This window comes from Bacillus sp. N1(2025), assembly GCF_053470005.1.
Map to the genome: position 1 here is coordinate 746,697 of NZ_JBLTJB010000001.1, position 15,949 is coordinate 762,645.

Genomic DNA, 15,949 nt, shown 5'->3' on the forward strand with positions numbered 1-15,949 from the left:
CGATGTGGATTATTTTCCGCTGATCCATACAAATATTTGGGATGCTGTGATCGGCGTGCCGGTCGTCTTATGCGTCACACAGCTGATCAAAGTGTTCTGCCGGGTTCCGGGCATATTCGTTCCCACGATTGCCCTTGCTGCCGGAAATGTTGTGTCTATCGTTTTCGGTCATCATGAACACGTGTATGCGGGGATTTTTATGGGGTTTTTTTACGGATACGCCGCAATGGGGAGCTATTCATCTGCCAAAACGTCTCTGCGCGCTTACCGGTCGAAACATGAGCCGTATTCATGAACACATCTGGATTTTTTTGTTATGATAAAGAAAAGGGAAAAAGGAGCGATTGGCACATGGCGAAGAGCAAAACGAAAAAAATGCGGGAGCATCTCAAAAGAAACGGGATGCGTGACGCAGTCCTGTCAAGGGGGACGGCGCCGTCTTTCAGCACCCATGAAAGAGTGACGAAAACCAAAAAAGACAGGCTTGAAAGAATAAAGCATAAAAAAAGGAACCCCTATGATCACCGGAGTGATGACGGGGGTTCTTTTTTTATGCCGGAATCTCGCGCCTTTCTATGATTTCTCTGTCATGTTTTCTCTTTTCTTTCATACAATCTACTAAATCAAGTCAATAGATTAGCGGGAGGAAAGCGGTATGAGAAAACAATCGTACAAAGAACTGTTTTTTCGCCATGTAAAGGATCATCTGTCACTTTATATATTTGTGTTCGTCTTGTTTTTGATGGGGGTCATTTTCGGGGCAATCATCGTCAACAGCATGACCATCACGCAGAAAGAAGATCTGTATTACTATTTAAGCAAGTTTTTCGGACAGCTGTCTGACGGAAAACATGCCGGCGCTTCAGAAATGTTTTGGCAGGCCGTCTTTCATGATGTAAAATATTTGGGGCTGATGTGGATTCTCGGTATTTCCGTGATCGGTCTTCCGGTTATTTTCATTATGGTGTTCTTAAAAGGAATCGTCGTCGGCTTCACGGTCGGTTTTTTAGTGAATCAAATGGGGATGAACGGGTTTTTCCTGTCATTTATTTCGGTTCTGCCGCAAAACATCGTTCTCATTCCGGCATACCTTATCATGGGGACATGCTCCATCGCTTTTTCCCTGAAATTGATCCGGCAGCTGTTTGTCAAACGCAGCCTTCATGACGCGCCGATCCAATGGTTCGGACGCTACGCCTTCGTGCTGATTCTCATCGTTTTCTTCTCGGTCATCGCCTCGCTGCTCGAGGCGTACGTGTCTCCGCTGTTTATGGAAAAGCTGTCATCACGCATATTTTAGAATGATTATCACAAAATAATACTTTTATTTATCAGTTTATAATAATTATAGTTGGAACTCTGCGCGTATTTTGTTATAATGAGTCATGGAATGCGGCGTAGGAGGGAAAGACATGGAAAACCGTATTGATCGAATTAAAAAGCAGCTGCACTCGTCAAGCTACAAGCTTACGCCACAGCGGGAAGCAACGGTAAGAGTGCTGCTTGAAAACGAAGAAGACCATTTAAGCGCAGAAGATGTATACCTCCTCGTAAAAGAGAAATCTCCTGAAATTGGTCTCGCTACAGTATACCGTACATTAGAATTATTAACAGAATTAAAAGTCGTTGATAAAATTAACTTCGGGGACGGCGTATCCCGCTACGACCTTCGCAAAGAAGGCGCGGCTCACTTTCATCACCATTTGGTGTGCATGGAGTGCGGAGCCGTCGATGAAATTGAAGAAGATCTGCTTGAAGACGTTGAAGAAGTGATTGAACGTGATTGGAAATTTAAAATTAAAGATCATAGATTGACTTTTCACGGAATCTGCCACCGCTGCCGCGGGGATGAAACAGAGTAAAAGCCTACGAACCTTTTCTGCCAGGAAAGGGTTTTTTGCTGTTTTTATGTATAAAAGCCTTTGAAATTGGCATAAGGTGTACTAACAGCCGCCAAAGAAAGGGTCGATCGAAAGATGGGCAGATTCTTAAAAACAGCCGCGGATACGATCAAAGTGTTTATACTGTTCACAGGTTTTACCGCGCTGTTCTATTATGCTATGATATGGGTGAATTCAGAGTATGAAAACTATCATCGGTACGATAAACCGGAAGGCTCCGCCGTCAAAGTGGCCAAAACGGAACATGAGGAGAAAGACGGCTGGTTCGGCCGATTGATCTTTTTTTACCAAAACGGGGAGTAGATCGAGAGTGAAGGATCAAATTAAGGATTTCATCCATTACGTGAGGGTTGAAAGAGGGCTGTCCCAAAATACGATGATGTCCTATGAGCGTGATCTGAAAAGTTATTCTCTCTTCTTAACTGAAAGCCTTCAGATCACTTCATGGAATGATGTGACCCGTCTTCATATTATTCAATATTTAAAGCATATAAAGGACTCCGGGAAATCCGGCAAGACGTCTGCCAGGCATTTGGCGTCGATCCGGTCTTTTCATCAATTTCTGTTAAGGGAAAAAGCCGCGGATAAAGATCCTTCGGTACATATTGAAACACAAAAAACAGAGCGGACGCTTCCGAAAGTATTGGCGCTTCACGAAGTTGAGCGGTTATTGGACACGCCTAAGCTTGACAGCCCGTTCGGTCTCAGGGATAAAGCCATGCTTGAACTGCTGTACGCAACCGGCATCAGGGTCAGCGAGATGATCGAGCTGAAATTATCCGACGTCCATTTGACGATGGGATTTGTCCGCTGCTTCGGAAAAGGGCGGAAAGAGCGGATTGTGCCGATTGGTGAAGCCGCTTCTCATGCGATAGAAGCATACATTGAAAAAGCCAGAGGGAAATTATTAAAGAAAAACGTAACCGAAGCGCTTTTTCTGAATCATCACGGCAGGCAGATCAGCCGTCAGGGATTCTGGAAAAACCTGAAAAAAATCGCCCTTGAAGCGGGGATTAAAAAAGAGCTGACACCGCACACGCTCCGGCACTCCTTTGCAACGCACCTGCTCGAAAACGGCGCGGATCTGCGCGCCGTGCAGGAGATGCTCGGACATGCCGATATTTCCACGACGCAAATTTATACGCATGTGACGAAAACAAGGCTGAAGGACGTGTACAAACAGTATCATCCGCGCGCTTAGGAGCCGCTGCCAGAGGGGCCGCGGCTTTTTTTGCCGGATTGGCGGAATACAGAGAAGGTTCTAATTATTTGAATCGGCATTGTCAACAAGAATGTAAACGGTTTATACTTGAGTTGTCTGACCTCTGTAAGCTACAATGGACAGATGGAAGAAAAGGAGGCTTTTATGATGTCTGAATACAAATATAACCGGGTATTTTTGATCGTAATGGATTCTGTCGGAATCGGTGAAGCGCCGGACGCCGCCGATTTTAATGATATAGGCGCAAATACGCTCGGACACATCGCAGAGCACATGAACGGCTTACATATGCCCCATATGGCGCAGCTCGGTCTCGGACTGATCGGAGACATTAAGGGCGTGGAAAAAACGGAGCACCCTCTTGCGTACTACGGAAAAATGCAGGAGGCGTCAAACGGGAAAGATACGATGACGGGGCACTGGGAGATTATGGGCCTCTACATTGAAAAACCGTTTAAAGTGTTCCCGGAAGGATTTCCGGATGAACTTCTTCAGGAACTTGAGCGGCGTTCAGGACGGAAAATCATCGGCAATAAGCCGGCTTCAGGCACGGCGATTCTGGACGAGCTCGGAAAAGAACATATGGAAACGGGTGCGCTGATCGTTTATACATCAGCAGATTCCGTACTGCAGATTGCGGCTCACGAAGATGTCGTTCCGCTTGACGAGCTGTACAGCATCTGTGAAACGGCAAGAGAACTGACGCTTGATCCGAAGTACATGGTCGGCCGGATTATCGCAAGACCGTTCGTCGGAGAACCGGGCAGCTTCAAACGCACGCCGAACCGTCATGATTATGCGCTCAAACCGTTCGGCCGCACGGTAATGAACGGAATGAAAGACAGCGGATTAGACGTCATTTCCATCGGCAAAATTTCTGATATTTATGACGGAGAAGGCATTACATCTTCCCGCCGCACGGTATCTAATATGGACGGCATGGACAAAGTGATTGAAACGCTCGGTGAAGAGTTTACGGGCCTGAGCTTTGCCAACCTCGTTGATTTTGACGCGCTGTACGGACACCGCCGCGATCCGGAAGGGTACGGAAAAGCGCTCGAGGAATTCGACGCGAGGCTTCCGGAAGTGTTTGAAAAAATGAAAGAAGACGATCTGCTTATCATCACTGCGGATCACGGCAATGATCCTGTCCATCACGGCACGGATCACACGCGGGAGTATGTGCCGCTTCTTGTTTACAGCAAAAAGCACAAACACACTGAACAGCTGCCGCTTGCGGATACATTTGCCGATATCGGCGCAACCATTGCGGATAATTTCAAAACGGAAAAGCCGGAATACGGAAAAAGCTTTTTATCAAGATTACAGTAGGGGGACTTTTTTTGAAACAAAAGATCGAACGTGCTGCTGCATTTATTAAAGAACACGTGAAAGAAACACCAAAGATCGGTCTGATTTTAGGGTCAGGGCTCGGCGTATTGGCCGATGAAATTGAAGGAGCTGTCAAGCTTACATATGAAACGATCCCTGATTTTCCGGTCTCAACGGTAGAAGGCCATGCCGGCCAGCTTGTGATGGGAACGCTTGAAGGCGTGCAGGTCATCGCGATGCAGGGCCGCTTTCATTACTATGAAGGCTACTCAATGGATCAGGTCACATTTCCCGTCCGCGTGATGAAGGCGCTCGGCGTTGAATCTCTTGTCGTGACGAACGCAGCCGGCGGTATCAACACTGAATTCCGCGCCGGCGATCTGATGATCATTACAGACCACATCAACTTTACGGGCACCAACCCGTTAATCGGGCCGAACGAAGCTGAATTCGGACCGAGATTCCCGGACATGTCAGAAGCCTATGACAAAGAGCTGTCAAGCTTGGCTGAAAAAACGGCCGATGAGCTGGGCATTCCTGTTCAAAAAGGGGTGTATACAGCTGTTACGGGGCCGTCTTACGAAACGCCTGCTGAGGTTCGGTTTTTAAGAACGATGGGTTCTGACGCTGTCGGCATGTCGACCGTGCCGGAAGTCATCGTCGCCAACCACGCGGGGATGCGCGTGCTCGGCATCTCATGCATTTCCAACGCAGCGGCAGGTATTCTTGACCAGCCGTTATCCCATGAAGAAGTAATGGAAATGACGGAAAAAGTAAAAGGCGGCTTTTTGAAGCTTGTAAAAGCCGTAGTCGCACGATCTCAAAAATAAGTCAGCATAAGTCAGCTGTTTCTTCGGAAGCAGCTGTTTTTTTATGCCCTCAACACGAAACATTTTCCAGATAAGGCGTATAAAACCACCGGATTTGGAAAAAATAAAAAGGATTATGAAATGGAGGGCTTTGGAGATGAAACGTCTTATATCCACTTTGTTGATTGGCATTTTATTAACGGCATCAGCACCGTCCGCTTTTGCAAAGCCGGACGGAAAACATACATCGGAGCTCGCTCATGAAGCCAAAAGCGCCGTGCTGATTGAACGCGATACGGGAAGCATTCTTTATAACAAGAACAGCCGGGAGCGTCTGGCGCCGGCAAGCATGACAAAAATTATGACCATGCTTTTAATCATGGAAGCGCTTGACAAAGGGAAAATAAAGATGAGCGATAAAGTCAGGACGAGTGAACATGCCGCGTCCATGGGCGGATCACAGATTTTCCTTGAACCCGGAGAAGAAATGACGGTAAAAGAAATGCTCAAAGGAATTGCGATAGCTTCCGGAAATGACGCATCCGTCGCAATGGCGGAGTATATCGCCGGTTCAGAAGAGGATTTCGTCAGCCGGATGAACAAAAAAGCAAAAGAATTGGGATTGAAAGATACCTCCTTCAAAAACCCGACGGGACTGCCTGAAAAAGACCATTACAGCTCTGCTTATGACATGGCGAAAATGGCGAAGGAATTATTAAAGTATGATAAAATTACTCAATTTACGGGAACGTATGAGGATTATTTAAGAGAAAATACAGACAAAAAGTTCTGGCTCGTCAATACAAACCGGCTGATCAAATTTTATCCGGGTGTAGACGGCGTGAAGACGGGCTTTACAGGCGAAGCGAAGTATTGTTTAACCGCCACCGCTAAAAAAGGAAATATGAGGGTCATTGCTGTCGTTTTCGGAGCCAGCACTCCGAAAGAAAGAAACGCCCAAGTGACCAAAATGCTTGATTACGCCTTCAGCCAGTTCAAAACACACCCGCTGTACAAACGGGATCAAATCGTCGGAACGGTAAAAGTAAAAAAAGGAAAACAGAAACTGGTTAAGCTGACCACATCTGAGCCGATTTCTCTTCTGGCCAAAAAGGGAGAGAACATGGACAAAGTAAAAAAAGAAGTGAAAATCAACGGCAATGTAACAGCTCCGGTTAAAAAAGGAGAGGTGCTCGGCAGCCTCGTTCTGAAAAAAGACGGAAAGGTGCTCGTTGAAAGCCCGGTCACGGCAAAAGACGACATGGAAAAAGCGGGTTTTCTCACTTTTCTGAAGCGCACGATGGGGGATTGGACAAAATTTAAATAATCGTGGCGAACGGGCACTAGTTTTGTCATAGTGAAGGAATTGCTTTCCCGAAAATCGAAACACTCATTATCCGATCATATCAAGGAGGAATGAGCATGAGCCTTGGAATTGACTTTCATGTCAAAGAATCCGTGCTTTGTATTCGATTAACAGGTGAACTCGACCATCATACGGCAGAATCATTAAAACAAAAGGTTACTGAATCGCTGGAGGCTGACGGCATCCGTCACATCGTGCTGAACCTTGAAGATCTTACCTTCATGGACAGCTCCGGCCTCGGCGTGATTTTAGGGCGTTATAAACAAATTAAACAGCTCGGCGGAGAAATGGTCGTGTGCGCGATTTCGCCCGCGGTGAGACGTCTGTTTGACATGTCCGGCCTGTTTAAAATCATCAGGTTTGAACAATCAGAACAAAAAGCGCTTTTAACGTTGGGGGTGGCATCATGAAAAACGAGATGCATCTTGAATTTTCAGCCCTCAGTCAGAACGAATCGTTTGCGCGCGTAACAGTTGCTTCTTTTATCGCACAGCTCGACCCGACGATGGATGAGCTGACGGAAATCAAGACCGTCGTATCAGAAGCGGTAACAAACGCGATCATCCACGGCTATGAAGAAAACTGCGACGGAAAGGTGTACATCTCCGTTACGCTGGAGGATCATGTCGTCTATCTGACCATACGTGACGAAGGCCTCGGGATCACGGATCTTGAGGAAGCGCGCCAGCCGCTCTTTACGACAAAACCCGAGCTTGAGCGCTCCGGAATGGGCTTTACCATTATGGAAAACTTCATGGATGATGTCACGATTGATTCCTCGCCGGAGATGGGAACGACGATACGCTTAACAAAACACCTATCAAAAAGCAAAGCGCTTTGTAATTAAGGAGATTTGTTATGGATGTGGAGGTTAAGAAAAACAGCAAAAACGCGCAGCTCAAGGACCATGAAGTCAAAGAATTGATCAAAAAGAGCCAAGAGGGCGACCAGCAGGCAAGAGACCTCCTCATAGAAAAAAACATGCGTCTTGTGTGGTCCGTCGTTCAAAGGTTCTTAAACAGAGGCTATGAGCCGGACGATCTGTTTCAGATCGGCTGTATCGGATTGTTAAAATCCGTTGATAAATTCGATTTGTCCTATGATGTCCGTTTTTCAACTTATGCCGTGCCGATGATTATCGGAGAAATCCAGCGCTTCATCCGCGATGACGGAACCGTCAAAGTATCAAGATCTTTAAAAGAGCTCGGCAATAAAATACGCCGGGCGAAAGATGAACTGTCAAAAACATACGGAAGAGTGCCGACCGTTCAGGAAATCGCGGACCATTTAGAAATTGATGCGGAGGATGTGGTGCTTGCGCAGGAAGCGGTGCGGGCGCCTTCATCCATTCATGAGACCGTGTATGAAAATGACGGAGACCCGATCACCCTGCTTGATCAGATCGCCGATCATTCAGAAGAGAAGTGGTTTGACAAAATCGCCCTCAAGGAAGCGATCAGTGATTTGGAAGAACGGGAAAAACTCATTGTCTATCTGAGATATTATAAAGATCAGACACAGTCGGAGGTAGCCGAACGGCTCGGGATTTCCCAAGTCCAGGTATCGAGGCTGGAGAAAAAAATATTAAAGCAGATTAAAGTGCAGATGGATCATACGGAAAGCTGACCTTTTACGGGCCGGCTTTTTTTATTTGTGCATCGGTGGTAATTTATGGTCTTTTGCCGCTGATGAATGAGAACAAAAGTGAACCACATACTACATATATAACCACCCGAAAGATGGTGATGCAAGATGGAAAGACGAATATTTCTCAGACTTCGCCACCGCGTGAAGGCTCATACCGGAGATATCATCACAATCGGCGACGCCGCGCAGATCGCGGGACAGCAAAAGCTGAAAAAAAAACTGTCGGCACTGCCGCTGTATAAGGTCACGAAAAAAGACAAAAATATCGTCGTGCTGGACATTATAAAAGTGCTGAAAACCATTCATACCGCTTTTCCTGCGCTTGATGTACAGACCGTCGGCGGCGCTGAAACGATAGTGGAAATCCATTACCAGAAAAAGCAGCTGTCAGCCGTTTTGTTCGTCGGTGTCTGGCTCCTGCTTTTTATCGGTTCATGTCTTGCCATTATGAATTTTCATGAAGATGTCAGTATGAGAGAAGTTCATATCGCCTTATATGAAATCATAACGGGCGAACGGAATGAATACCCGTATCTGCTTCAGATTCCATACAGCATCGGCCTCGGTCTCGGTATGATCGTCTTTTTTAATCACATCTTCAAAAAACGCCTGAATGAAGAGCCAAGCCCGCTGGAAGTCGAGATGTTTAATTATCAGCTTGATCTCGATCATTATGTCGCAATGCACGAAAATGAAGAGACGATGAAAGATCTGCATGATCGGTAGCATTCTTTTCGTTATGTTTGTCGGGCTTGGCGGAGGGCTGACCGTGGGTGCGGGCTTTGTGGCTTTTTTAACCGTTATGGGAATCGTCCCCCGCCTTATGCAGCTGACAAAAACAATGCGCTTTGTACAGGCCTACGAAGGAGCTGTTATTTCAGGGGCTGTGTTCGGCGGCTGGGAAACCTTAAATATGAATCATTTTTTTTTATCTGAATGGCTGGCCGTTCCGGTCGGGCTTTTGGCCGGCATGTTTGTCGGCATGCTGGCCGCCGCGCTTACAGAAGTGCTGAATGTGCTTCCCATTCTTGCCAAACGGATCGGCTTCGGCAGCAAAATCATCATATTGCTGATGGCCATTGTGTTCGGCAAAATAGCCGGCTCTTTATTTCATTGGCTGTATTTTATCCATCATTCATAAGGAGGAACCGACGTGACAAACTTAAAAGAAAATTACAAAACAAAAGTGAAAGACTATCAGCCGAAACCGCCATATGTTTGGAATTGCGTCAAAGCCTTTCTGATCGGCGGTTTGATCTGTCTGATCGGGCAGGCTCTTCAAGACTTTTACATCCACTTTTTTAATTTTAATGAAAAAACAGCGGGCAACCCGACGTCCGCCACTCTTATTTTAATTTCCGCCCTTTTGACCGGATTCGGCATTTATGACAGACTCGGGCAGTTTGCCGGAGCGGGTTCAGCCGTGCCGGTGACGGGTTTTGCAAACAGTATGACAAGCGCGGCTCTGGAACACAGAAGTGAAGGACTCGTGCTCGGAGTAGCGACAAACATGTTTAAATTGGCGGGAAACGTCATTGTATTCGGCGTCGTGGCAGCCTATATCGTAGGCCTGATACGGTTTGCTTTTGAAAAACTGTTTTCGTAGGAGGAGAAAAAATGAAATTGACCGGAAAGCAAACCTGGGTGTTTGAAAACCCGTTATTTGTAAATGCGGCGGGGACGGCAGCCGGGCCGAAAGAAAAAGACGGCCCGCTCGGTTCGCTGTTTGATAAGACATACGATGAAATGCATTGCAATCAGAAAAACTGGGAAATGGCGGAACGTCAGTTAATGGAAGATGCCATCAACTCCGCTTTGCAAAAACAGAATTTGAAAAAGAGCGATATTGATTTGTTACTCGCGGGGGATCTTTTAAATCAAAATGTGACCGCCAACTACGTCGCCAGACATCTGAAAATTCCGTTCCTCTGTCTGTTCGGCGCCTGTTCGACATCAATGGAAACGATTGCGGTCGCATCCGCGCTCATTGACGGCGGTTTTGCGAACCGGGCGATCGCAGCCACGAGCAGCCATAACGCGACGGCAGAACGGCAATTCCGCAATCCGACGGAGTATGGCGGGCAAAAACCGGATACCGCCACTTCAACAGTCACGGGGGGCGGGGCGGTCATCATCAGCCAAAACCCTTCTGACATCAAGATTACAAGCGCAACAGTGGGAAAAGTAAGCGACCTCGGAATTACAGACCCATTCGATATGGGGTCGGCCATGGCGCCCGCCGCTGCCGACACAATCAAACAGCACCTGCAGGACTTAAACCGCACGGCGGATGATTATGATCTGATTTTAACGGGTGACCTTTCAGGCGTTGGCTCGCCGATCGTGAAAGATTTGCTCAAAGAAGAAGGCTATCCCGTGGGAACGAAACACGATGACTGCGGTCTTCTCATCTATACGCCGGACCAGCAGGTGTTTGCGGGAGGAAGCGGCTGCGCCTGCTCCGCGCTTGTTACGTACACACATATTTTTAATCAATTAAAAGCAGGGACTCTAAACAGGGTACTCGTTGTCGCGACAGGAGCGCTTTTAAGTCCGACAATGATCCAGCAGAAGGAAACCATTCCGACCATCGCGCACGGTGTGGTATTTGAGCGGGCGGGAGGTGCATCATAAATGGAATATCTGTTGGCTTTTGTTTGCGGGGGAATCATATGCATTATCGGTCAGCTGCTGCTTGACATTTTTAAACTGACACCCGCCCATGTAATGACAACTTTTGTCGTCATCGGCGCCTTGTTAGATGGGTTCGGAATATATGACAAATTTATCGAATTCGCGGGCGCGGGCGCGACGGTTCCCATCGTCAGCTTCGGTCACAGCTTATTGCACGGCGCCATGCATCAAGCTCACGAGCATGGATTTATCGGGATCGCCATGGGGATTTTTGAACTTACTTCCGCCGGTATATCTTCAGCGATTTTATTCGCATTTCTTGTAGCCGTTATTTTTAAACCGAAAGGATAATGCCTGATGACGAAACGGAAGGTCATTCTTGTGACAGACGGGGACGTATACGCCGCCAAAACAATTGAATATGCCGCGGAACAAGCAGGCGGACGGTGTATTTCCCAATCAAAAGGCAATCCGTCAACGAGAAGCGGCCCCGAACTTGTTCAGCTGATTAAAGCCGCGCCGAATGACCCGGTGTTTGTCATGTTTGACGATTCAGGCCTGCAAGGGGAAGGGCCGGGCGAAACGGCGCTGAAATATGTCGCCTCACATCAGGACATTGAAGTGCTGGGGGTGATTGCGGTCGCTTCTAAGACCCATCAGGCTGAATGGACGAAAGTCGATGTCTCCATTGACCGTGATGGAGAAGTGACGGAGTTTGGCGTCGATAAAACCGGAATGAGAGAAATGGACGAGCACAGAATGAACGGAGATACGGTGTATTGTCTGGATAATTTGGACGTTCCCCTCATTGTGGGCATCGGCGACATAGGAAAGATGGGGAGAAAAGATGACATATCCAAAGGCTCGCCGATTACGATGAAGGCGGTCGAATTCATTTTAGAAAGGAGCGAAAGCCATGCCGGAAAAACCGGAAAACATGATCAAGGTGTACCGGGATCCTAGAAAAAATGAACAATTTTTTAAAGACCGCGTCGGTATGGGAACGAGCTATGATGTCGGCGTCCGCAAAGTTCGAGTATTAGACCGGGAAGTCCAGATTTACTTTGTCAACGGATTAACCGATACTTTATTTATCATTCATTTAATGGAACAGCTCGTCGACGTCAATAATTATGACGAGAATGCGGATGAAGCGATTGACGTTGTTGAAAACAGGCTTGTCAATCAGCAGGTCCAAAAAGTCAAAACGCTCGACGAAGCAACGGATCAGGTGCTTTCCGGACTTGTCGCCGTTATCGTTGAAGACGCGGGCTTCGCTTTCGTCGTCGACGTCAGAAGTTACCCCGGACGCACACCTGAAGAACCGGATACGGAAAAGGTCGTCCGCGGGGCAAGAGACGGTTTTATCGAAAATATCGTCATTAATACAGCATTGATCAGAAGACGAATCAGGGACGAAAGGCTCCGCGTCAAAATTACGAAAGTCGGTGAGCGCTCTAAGACCGATCTTGCCATTGTGTATATAGAAGACATCGCGGACCCGGACCTTGTCAGCATCGTCGAAAACGAAGTGAATGCGATTGACATTGACGGATTGACGATGGCTGATAAAACGGTGGAGGAATTCATCGTCAAACAGGGCTACAACCCGTTTCCGATGGTCAGATACACGGAGCGGCCGGATGTGGCCGCCAATCACATTTTGGAAGGGCACGTCATCATCGTCGTTGATACGTCACCGAGCGTGATCATAACGCCGACAACGATTTTTCACCATGTTCAGCATGCGGAAGAATACAGGCAGGCGCCTTCAGTGGGAACATTTTTAAGATGGATCAGGTTCTTCGGTATTATCGCTTCAACTGTTCTGCTTCCGATCTGGTTCCTCTTTGTTCTCGAACCGTCTCTTCTGCCTGAAAGATTGGATTTTATCGGTTTAAATAAAAATACGCATATCCCGATCATTCTGCAAATCTTTTTGGCCGATTTGGGGATTGAGTTTCTCAGGATGGCCGCGATCCATACGCCGACCGCTTTATCCACCGCCATGGGTCTGATTGCGGCGGTGCTGATCGGTCAAATCGCCATAGCGGTGGGGCTGTTTTCAGCAGAAGTGATTCTGTACGTATCGATCGCCGCCATCGGATCATTTACGACGCCGAGCTATGAGCTCAGCCTCGCCAATAAAATGATACGCCTCATCTTAATGGTGCTCGTGGCCATTTTCCAAGTGAAAGGCTTTGTGATAGGTTTTACATTGCTGCTGATCATAATGGCGAATATCCGCTCGTTTCATACGCCGTATTTATGGCCGTTTTTACCGTTTAACGGTAAGGCGCTGTGGCAGGTGCTCGTCCGGACGACAGTGCCGGGAGCGAAAGTCAGACCGAGCATTGTTCACCCGAAAGACCGTCAAAGACAGCCAAGCGGTTCATAATCGCATTGAAACCGACAGAAGATTATGATATTGTATGTCTTAACTTATACGGGACTTGTATAAGGACAGCTCAAAAGAAGCTGTCCTTTTCACCCATATGCGGATCAGAAAGAGGGAATGAGCATTGTTCTTACATGGCACAAGCAGACAAAACAAACTAGGTCATTTGGAAATCGGAGGTGTGGACGCGCTGTATTTAGCGGAGCATTACGGCACGCCTCTTTATGTTTACGATGTGGCTTTAATACGTGAGCGCGCTAAAAGCTTTAAACAGGCATTCATTGACGCGGATTTAAAGGCGCAGGTCGCGTACGCGAGCAAGGCGTTTTCTTCCGTTGCGATGATACAGCTCGCTGAGCAGGAGGGGCTCTCATTGGACGTTGTATCCGGCGGAGAGCTGTTTACGGCGGTTGCGGCTGGTTTTCCGGCTGACAGGATTCATTTTCACGGCAATAACAAAAGCGAAGAAGAGTTGAAAATGGCGCTCGATCATCAAATCGGCTGCATCGTCGTTGATAATTTTTATGAAATCTCCTTACTCGCGGAACTGTGCCGCAAATCAGGGCGCACAATGGATGTTCTTCTCCGGATCACTCCGGGGGTAGAGGCGCATACGCATGATTATATTACGACGGGACAGGAAGATTCCAAATTCGGTTTTGATCTGCATAACGGGCAAATAGAAAAGGCGATTGAACAAGTATTACAGTCGGACCATATCCGCCTTCTCGGCGTTCACTGCCACATCGGATCGCAAATTTTTGATACGGCGGGCTTTGTGCTGGCCGCAGAAAAAATCTTCGCAAAACTGAATGAATGGAGAGAATCATTCGGCTTTGTCTCTGAAGTGCTGAATTTAGGGGGAGGCTTCGGCATCCGCTACACGGAGGAGGATGAACCTCTTCATCCCGCCGTTTATGTGGAAAAAATTATCGAAGCGGTAAAAGAAAACGCAGCGCTGCACGCTTTTGACATTCCGGAGATCTGGATTGAACCGGGACGCTCGCTCGTCGGAGACGCCGGAACGACGCTTTATACCATCGGTTCGCAAAAAGAAGTGCCCGGCACCCGTAAATATGCAGCGGTTGACGGGGGCATGAGCGATAATATCCGTCCTGCGCTGTATCAGGCGAAATATGAAGCCGTATCGGCAAACAGAATCGGAGAACACCACGATAAAACGGTATCCATCGCGGGCAAGTGCTGTGAAAGCGGGGATATGCTCATTTGGGATATAGACCTTCCGGAAGTGAAAGAAGGCGATCTTCTAGCCGTTTTCTGCACGGGAGCATACGGATACAGCATGGCTAACAACTACAACCGCATTCCGCGTCCCGCCGTCGTTTTTGTGGAAGACGGCGAAGCGCATCTTGTCATTAGAAGGGAAACTTATGAAGACATTGTAAAACTGGATCTGCCATTTAAGACGGGGGTCAAACAATAAATAAAAAAGAGACCGGAACAATGGCGTCCGGTCTCTTTTTGCATTCAGCTGTTAGAACTTGATCCGCTGTCTCCTGTGAATACAGACACGATCGCATTCCAAATCGAAGCGAAGAAATCAATGACTTTTTGAACAAAGCTTTTGCCTTCATCGGATTGAATGAACTTCGTGATTTTGTCTTTTGCCTTATCGAGCTGGCTGCCGACTTGGCCCCAATCAATCTTGGCGTTTTTCATTTTATTAAACAATGAAACGAGCTGGTCTTTTTGAGCGTCAGTCAGTGTAATGTTAAGGTTTGAAGCCGCATCATCGACCTTTTTCTCGATTCCTTCTTTTGTATCGGGCACACCGTTTTTCGCGAAATCATCTTTAATGTTTGCGATGAGCGCGGAGGCGTTTTTATCCCCGATTTTATCCCCGAGATCTGATGTCGTAACAAGCTCTTGGTTGGCGACTTGTTTTACATCTTCTGAAATCGCTTTGTCTGATGAGACTTCATATGCCTTGATGATTCCCGTTAATGCTGCGGTGCCTGATACCTCAAACGGCGCCGTCACGTATACTTTTGCATCTTTCACGCCTGCTGTCATCAGGGCGTTTAAGTACATTTCATCCGTGATGGAATCGATATTATGGGTCTTAACGTCAAGCCCGGACCCTTTCTTTGCCACCGTGATGGATGATGAAGAGATGGCTCTTGTGCCGATTTGGGCATTCGATATATATTTTCCCAGATATTCATGTTCTTCTTTATTCGTGACCGTCACTTTTGTCGCGTTATCAGGGACATTTAATTCGTCAAGCACTTTCTGACGGTTTTCGTTTGACAGATCCGCCCCCAGTGTGACGATGACATCTCCGACTGCGGCATCGGCCAGGCTGATTTTCGGTATTGTGCACAATACAACGGCCGCCGCCAGCAATCCAATCCACATTTTTTTCAAAGCGGTTAACCTCCTTCTTTTCACAAATGCCGTTTTGAAGCGGTTTGTGAGGGCCTGCGTGAAGCAGTTCCGATACATAGACGGCTGTGAAGCTGTTCTGGTTTCATATTCTTTCTGCGGAAGCGGGGAGATTCGTTTTCCGGCTGAAGGTGTGGTATAATAGCCGCGAAAAGAAGAGCAGAGGCCTCTTCCTTCAAAAGAATATCAAAAAGAAAGCCGGCTTACAATTGAAATTCATATTGAAGAAGGCTT

General features: G+C 47.3%; 21 protein-coding genes. 20 read left to right on the forward strand and 1 reads right to left on the reverse strand.

Annotation, left to right across the window (positions count from 1 at the left end; translation table 11 throughout):
- Positions 1 to 4: 4 nt before the first annotated feature.
- The 20 genes from ACNFN4_RS03900 to lysA all read left to right on the forward strand — a co-directional run bounded on the left by ACNFN4_RS03900 (position 5) and on the right by lysA (position 14,753).
- A complete protein-coding gene (locus tag ACNFN4_RS03900) occupies positions 5 to 295 on the forward strand; it encodes a hypothetical protein (RefSeq protein ID WP_003153325.1) in 291 nt (96 codons plus the stop codon).
- Positions 296 to 351: 56 nt separating this feature from the next.
- Positions 352 to 579, forward strand: coding sequence for a hypothetical protein (locus tag ACNFN4_RS03905; protein ID WP_012117898.1), 228 nt, complete (start codon positions 352 to 354; stop codon positions 577 to 579).
- A gap of 76 nt (positions 580 to 655) precedes the next feature.
- Positions 656 to 1,300 (forward strand): stage II sporulation protein M, encoded by a 645-nt coding sequence (gene spoIIM / locus ACNFN4_RS03910; protein WP_007409404.1) that lies wholly within the window; start codon positions 656 to 658, stop codon positions 1,298 to 1,300.
- Between the two features lie 112 nt (positions 1,301 to 1,412).
- Positions 1,413 to 1,862: a ferric iron uptake transcriptional regulator gene (gene fur, locus ACNFN4_RS03915; RefSeq protein ID WP_003153330.1), complete on the forward strand. Its 450-nt coding sequence runs from the start codon at positions 1,413 to 1,415 to the stop codon at positions 1,860 to 1,862.
- A 114-nt stretch (positions 1,863 to 1,976) separates the two neighbouring features.
- Positions 1,977 to 2,204 carry a YqzK family protein gene (locus ACNFN4_RS03920; protein ID WP_003153331.1) on the forward strand — a complete coding sequence of 76 codons (228 nt, stop codon included), beginning with the start codon at positions 1,977 to 1,979 and terminating at the stop codon, positions 2,202 to 2,204.
- A gap of 7 nt (positions 2,205 to 2,211) precedes the next feature.
- Positions 2,212 to 3,102, forward strand: a complete 891-nt coding sequence (gene xerD / locus ACNFN4_RS03925; protein WP_007612347.1) for a site-specific tyrosine recombinase XerD — start codon at positions 2,212 to 2,214, stop codon at positions 3,100 to 3,102.
- Positions 3,103 to 3,270: 168 nt separating this feature from the next.
- A complete protein-coding gene (deoB, locus tag ACNFN4_RS03930; RefSeq protein WP_015417748.1) occupies positions 3,271 to 4,455 on the forward strand; it encodes a phosphopentomutase in 1,185 nt (394 codons plus the stop codon).
- A gap of 11 nt (positions 4,456 to 4,466) precedes the next feature.
- Positions 4,467 to 5,285, forward strand: a complete 819-nt coding sequence (locus tag ACNFN4_RS03935) for a purine-nucleoside phosphorylase (RefSeq protein ID WP_007612343.1) — start codon at positions 4,467 to 4,469, stop codon at positions 5,283 to 5,285.
- Positions 5,286 to 5,421: 136 nt separating this feature from the next.
- Positions 5,422 to 6,591 carry a D-alanyl-D-alanine carboxypeptidase family protein gene (locus ACNFN4_RS03940; protein ID WP_021494259.1) on the forward strand — a complete coding sequence of 390 codons (1,170 nt, stop codon included), beginning with the start codon at positions 5,422 to 5,424 and terminating at the stop codon, positions 6,589 to 6,591.
- Between the two features lie 95 nt (positions 6,592 to 6,686).
- Entirely contained in the window at positions 6,687 to 7,040 is a 354-nt protein-coding gene (spoIIAA, locus tag ACNFN4_RS03945; protein WP_007409411.1) for an anti-sigma F factor antagonist, read from the forward strand.
- Positions 7,037 to 7,477, forward strand: a complete 441-nt coding sequence (gene spoIIAB / locus ACNFN4_RS03950; protein ID WP_003153347.1) for an anti-sigma F factor — start codon at positions 7,037 to 7,039, stop codon at positions 7,475 to 7,477. The genes spoIIAA and spoIIAB overlap by 4 nt, the downstream gene beginning before the upstream one ends.
- 11 nt (positions 7,478 to 7,488) lie before the next feature.
- The gene (gene sigF / locus ACNFN4_RS03955; protein WP_003153348.1) at positions 7,489 to 8,256 is read left to right on the forward strand and encodes an RNA polymerase sporulation sigma factor SigF; all 768 of its coding nucleotides are present in this window, start codon (positions 7,489 to 7,491) and stop codon (positions 8,254 to 8,256) included.
- A gap of 126 nt (positions 8,257 to 8,382) precedes the next feature.
- The gene (locus tag ACNFN4_RS03960; protein ID WP_007409412.1) at positions 8,383 to 9,003 is read left to right on the forward strand and encodes a stage V sporulation protein AA; all 621 of its coding nucleotides are present in this window, start codon (positions 8,383 to 8,385) and stop codon (positions 9,001 to 9,003) included.
- A complete protein-coding gene (locus ACNFN4_RS03965) occupies positions 8,993 to 9,418 on the forward strand; it encodes a stage V sporulation protein AB (protein WP_095272915.1) in 426 nt (141 codons plus the stop codon). The genes ACNFN4_RS03960 and ACNFN4_RS03965 overlap by 11 nt, the downstream gene beginning before the upstream one ends.
- A gap of 12 nt (positions 9,419 to 9,430) precedes the next feature.
- On the forward strand, positions 9,431 to 9,883 hold the full coding sequence (gene spoVAC, locus ACNFN4_RS03970) for a stage V sporulation protein AC (RefSeq protein ID WP_053284901.1): 453 nt from the start codon (positions 9,431 to 9,433) through the stop codon (positions 9,881 to 9,883).
- Positions 9,884 to 9,894: 11 nt separating this feature from the next.
- Positions 9,895 to 10,911, forward strand: coding sequence for a stage V sporulation protein AD (spoVAD, locus tag ACNFN4_RS03975; protein ID WP_015240132.1), 1,017 nt, complete (start codon positions 9,895 to 9,897; stop codon positions 10,909 to 10,911).
- A complete protein-coding gene (gene spoVAE / locus ACNFN4_RS03980; protein WP_007409415.1) occupies positions 10,912 to 11,262 on the forward strand; it encodes a stage V sporulation protein AE in 351 nt (116 codons plus the stop codon).
- 3 nt (positions 11,263 to 11,265) lie between these two features.
- The gene (locus ACNFN4_RS03985) at positions 11,266 to 11,874 is read left to right on the forward strand and encodes a stage V sporulation protein AE (RefSeq protein WP_448200024.1); all 609 of its coding nucleotides are present in this window, start codon (positions 11,266 to 11,268) and stop codon (positions 11,872 to 11,874) included.
- Entirely contained in the window at positions 11,828 to 13,309 is a 1,482-nt protein-coding gene (locus tag ACNFN4_RS03990) for a spore germination protein (RefSeq protein ID WP_280145288.1), read from the forward strand. Before ACNFN4_RS03985 ends, ACNFN4_RS03990 begins: the two co-directional genes overlap by 47 nt.
- A 124-nt stretch (positions 13,310 to 13,433) precedes the next feature.
- Positions 13,434 to 14,753 (forward strand): diaminopimelate decarboxylase, encoded by a 1,320-nt coding sequence (lysA, locus tag ACNFN4_RS03995; RefSeq protein WP_012117893.1) that lies wholly within the window; start codon positions 13,434 to 13,436, stop codon positions 14,751 to 14,753.
- A gap of 44 nt (positions 14,754 to 14,797) precedes the next feature.
- Here the strand turns inward: lysA and ACNFN4_RS04000 are convergent, their stop codons facing one another.
- Positions 14,798 to 15,697: a DUF1002 domain-containing protein gene (locus tag ACNFN4_RS04000; RefSeq protein ID WP_022553018.1), complete on the reverse strand. Its 900-nt coding sequence runs from the start codon at positions 15,695 to 15,697 to the stop codon at positions 14,798 to 14,800.
- Positions 15,698 to 15,949: the final 252 nt, after the last annotated feature.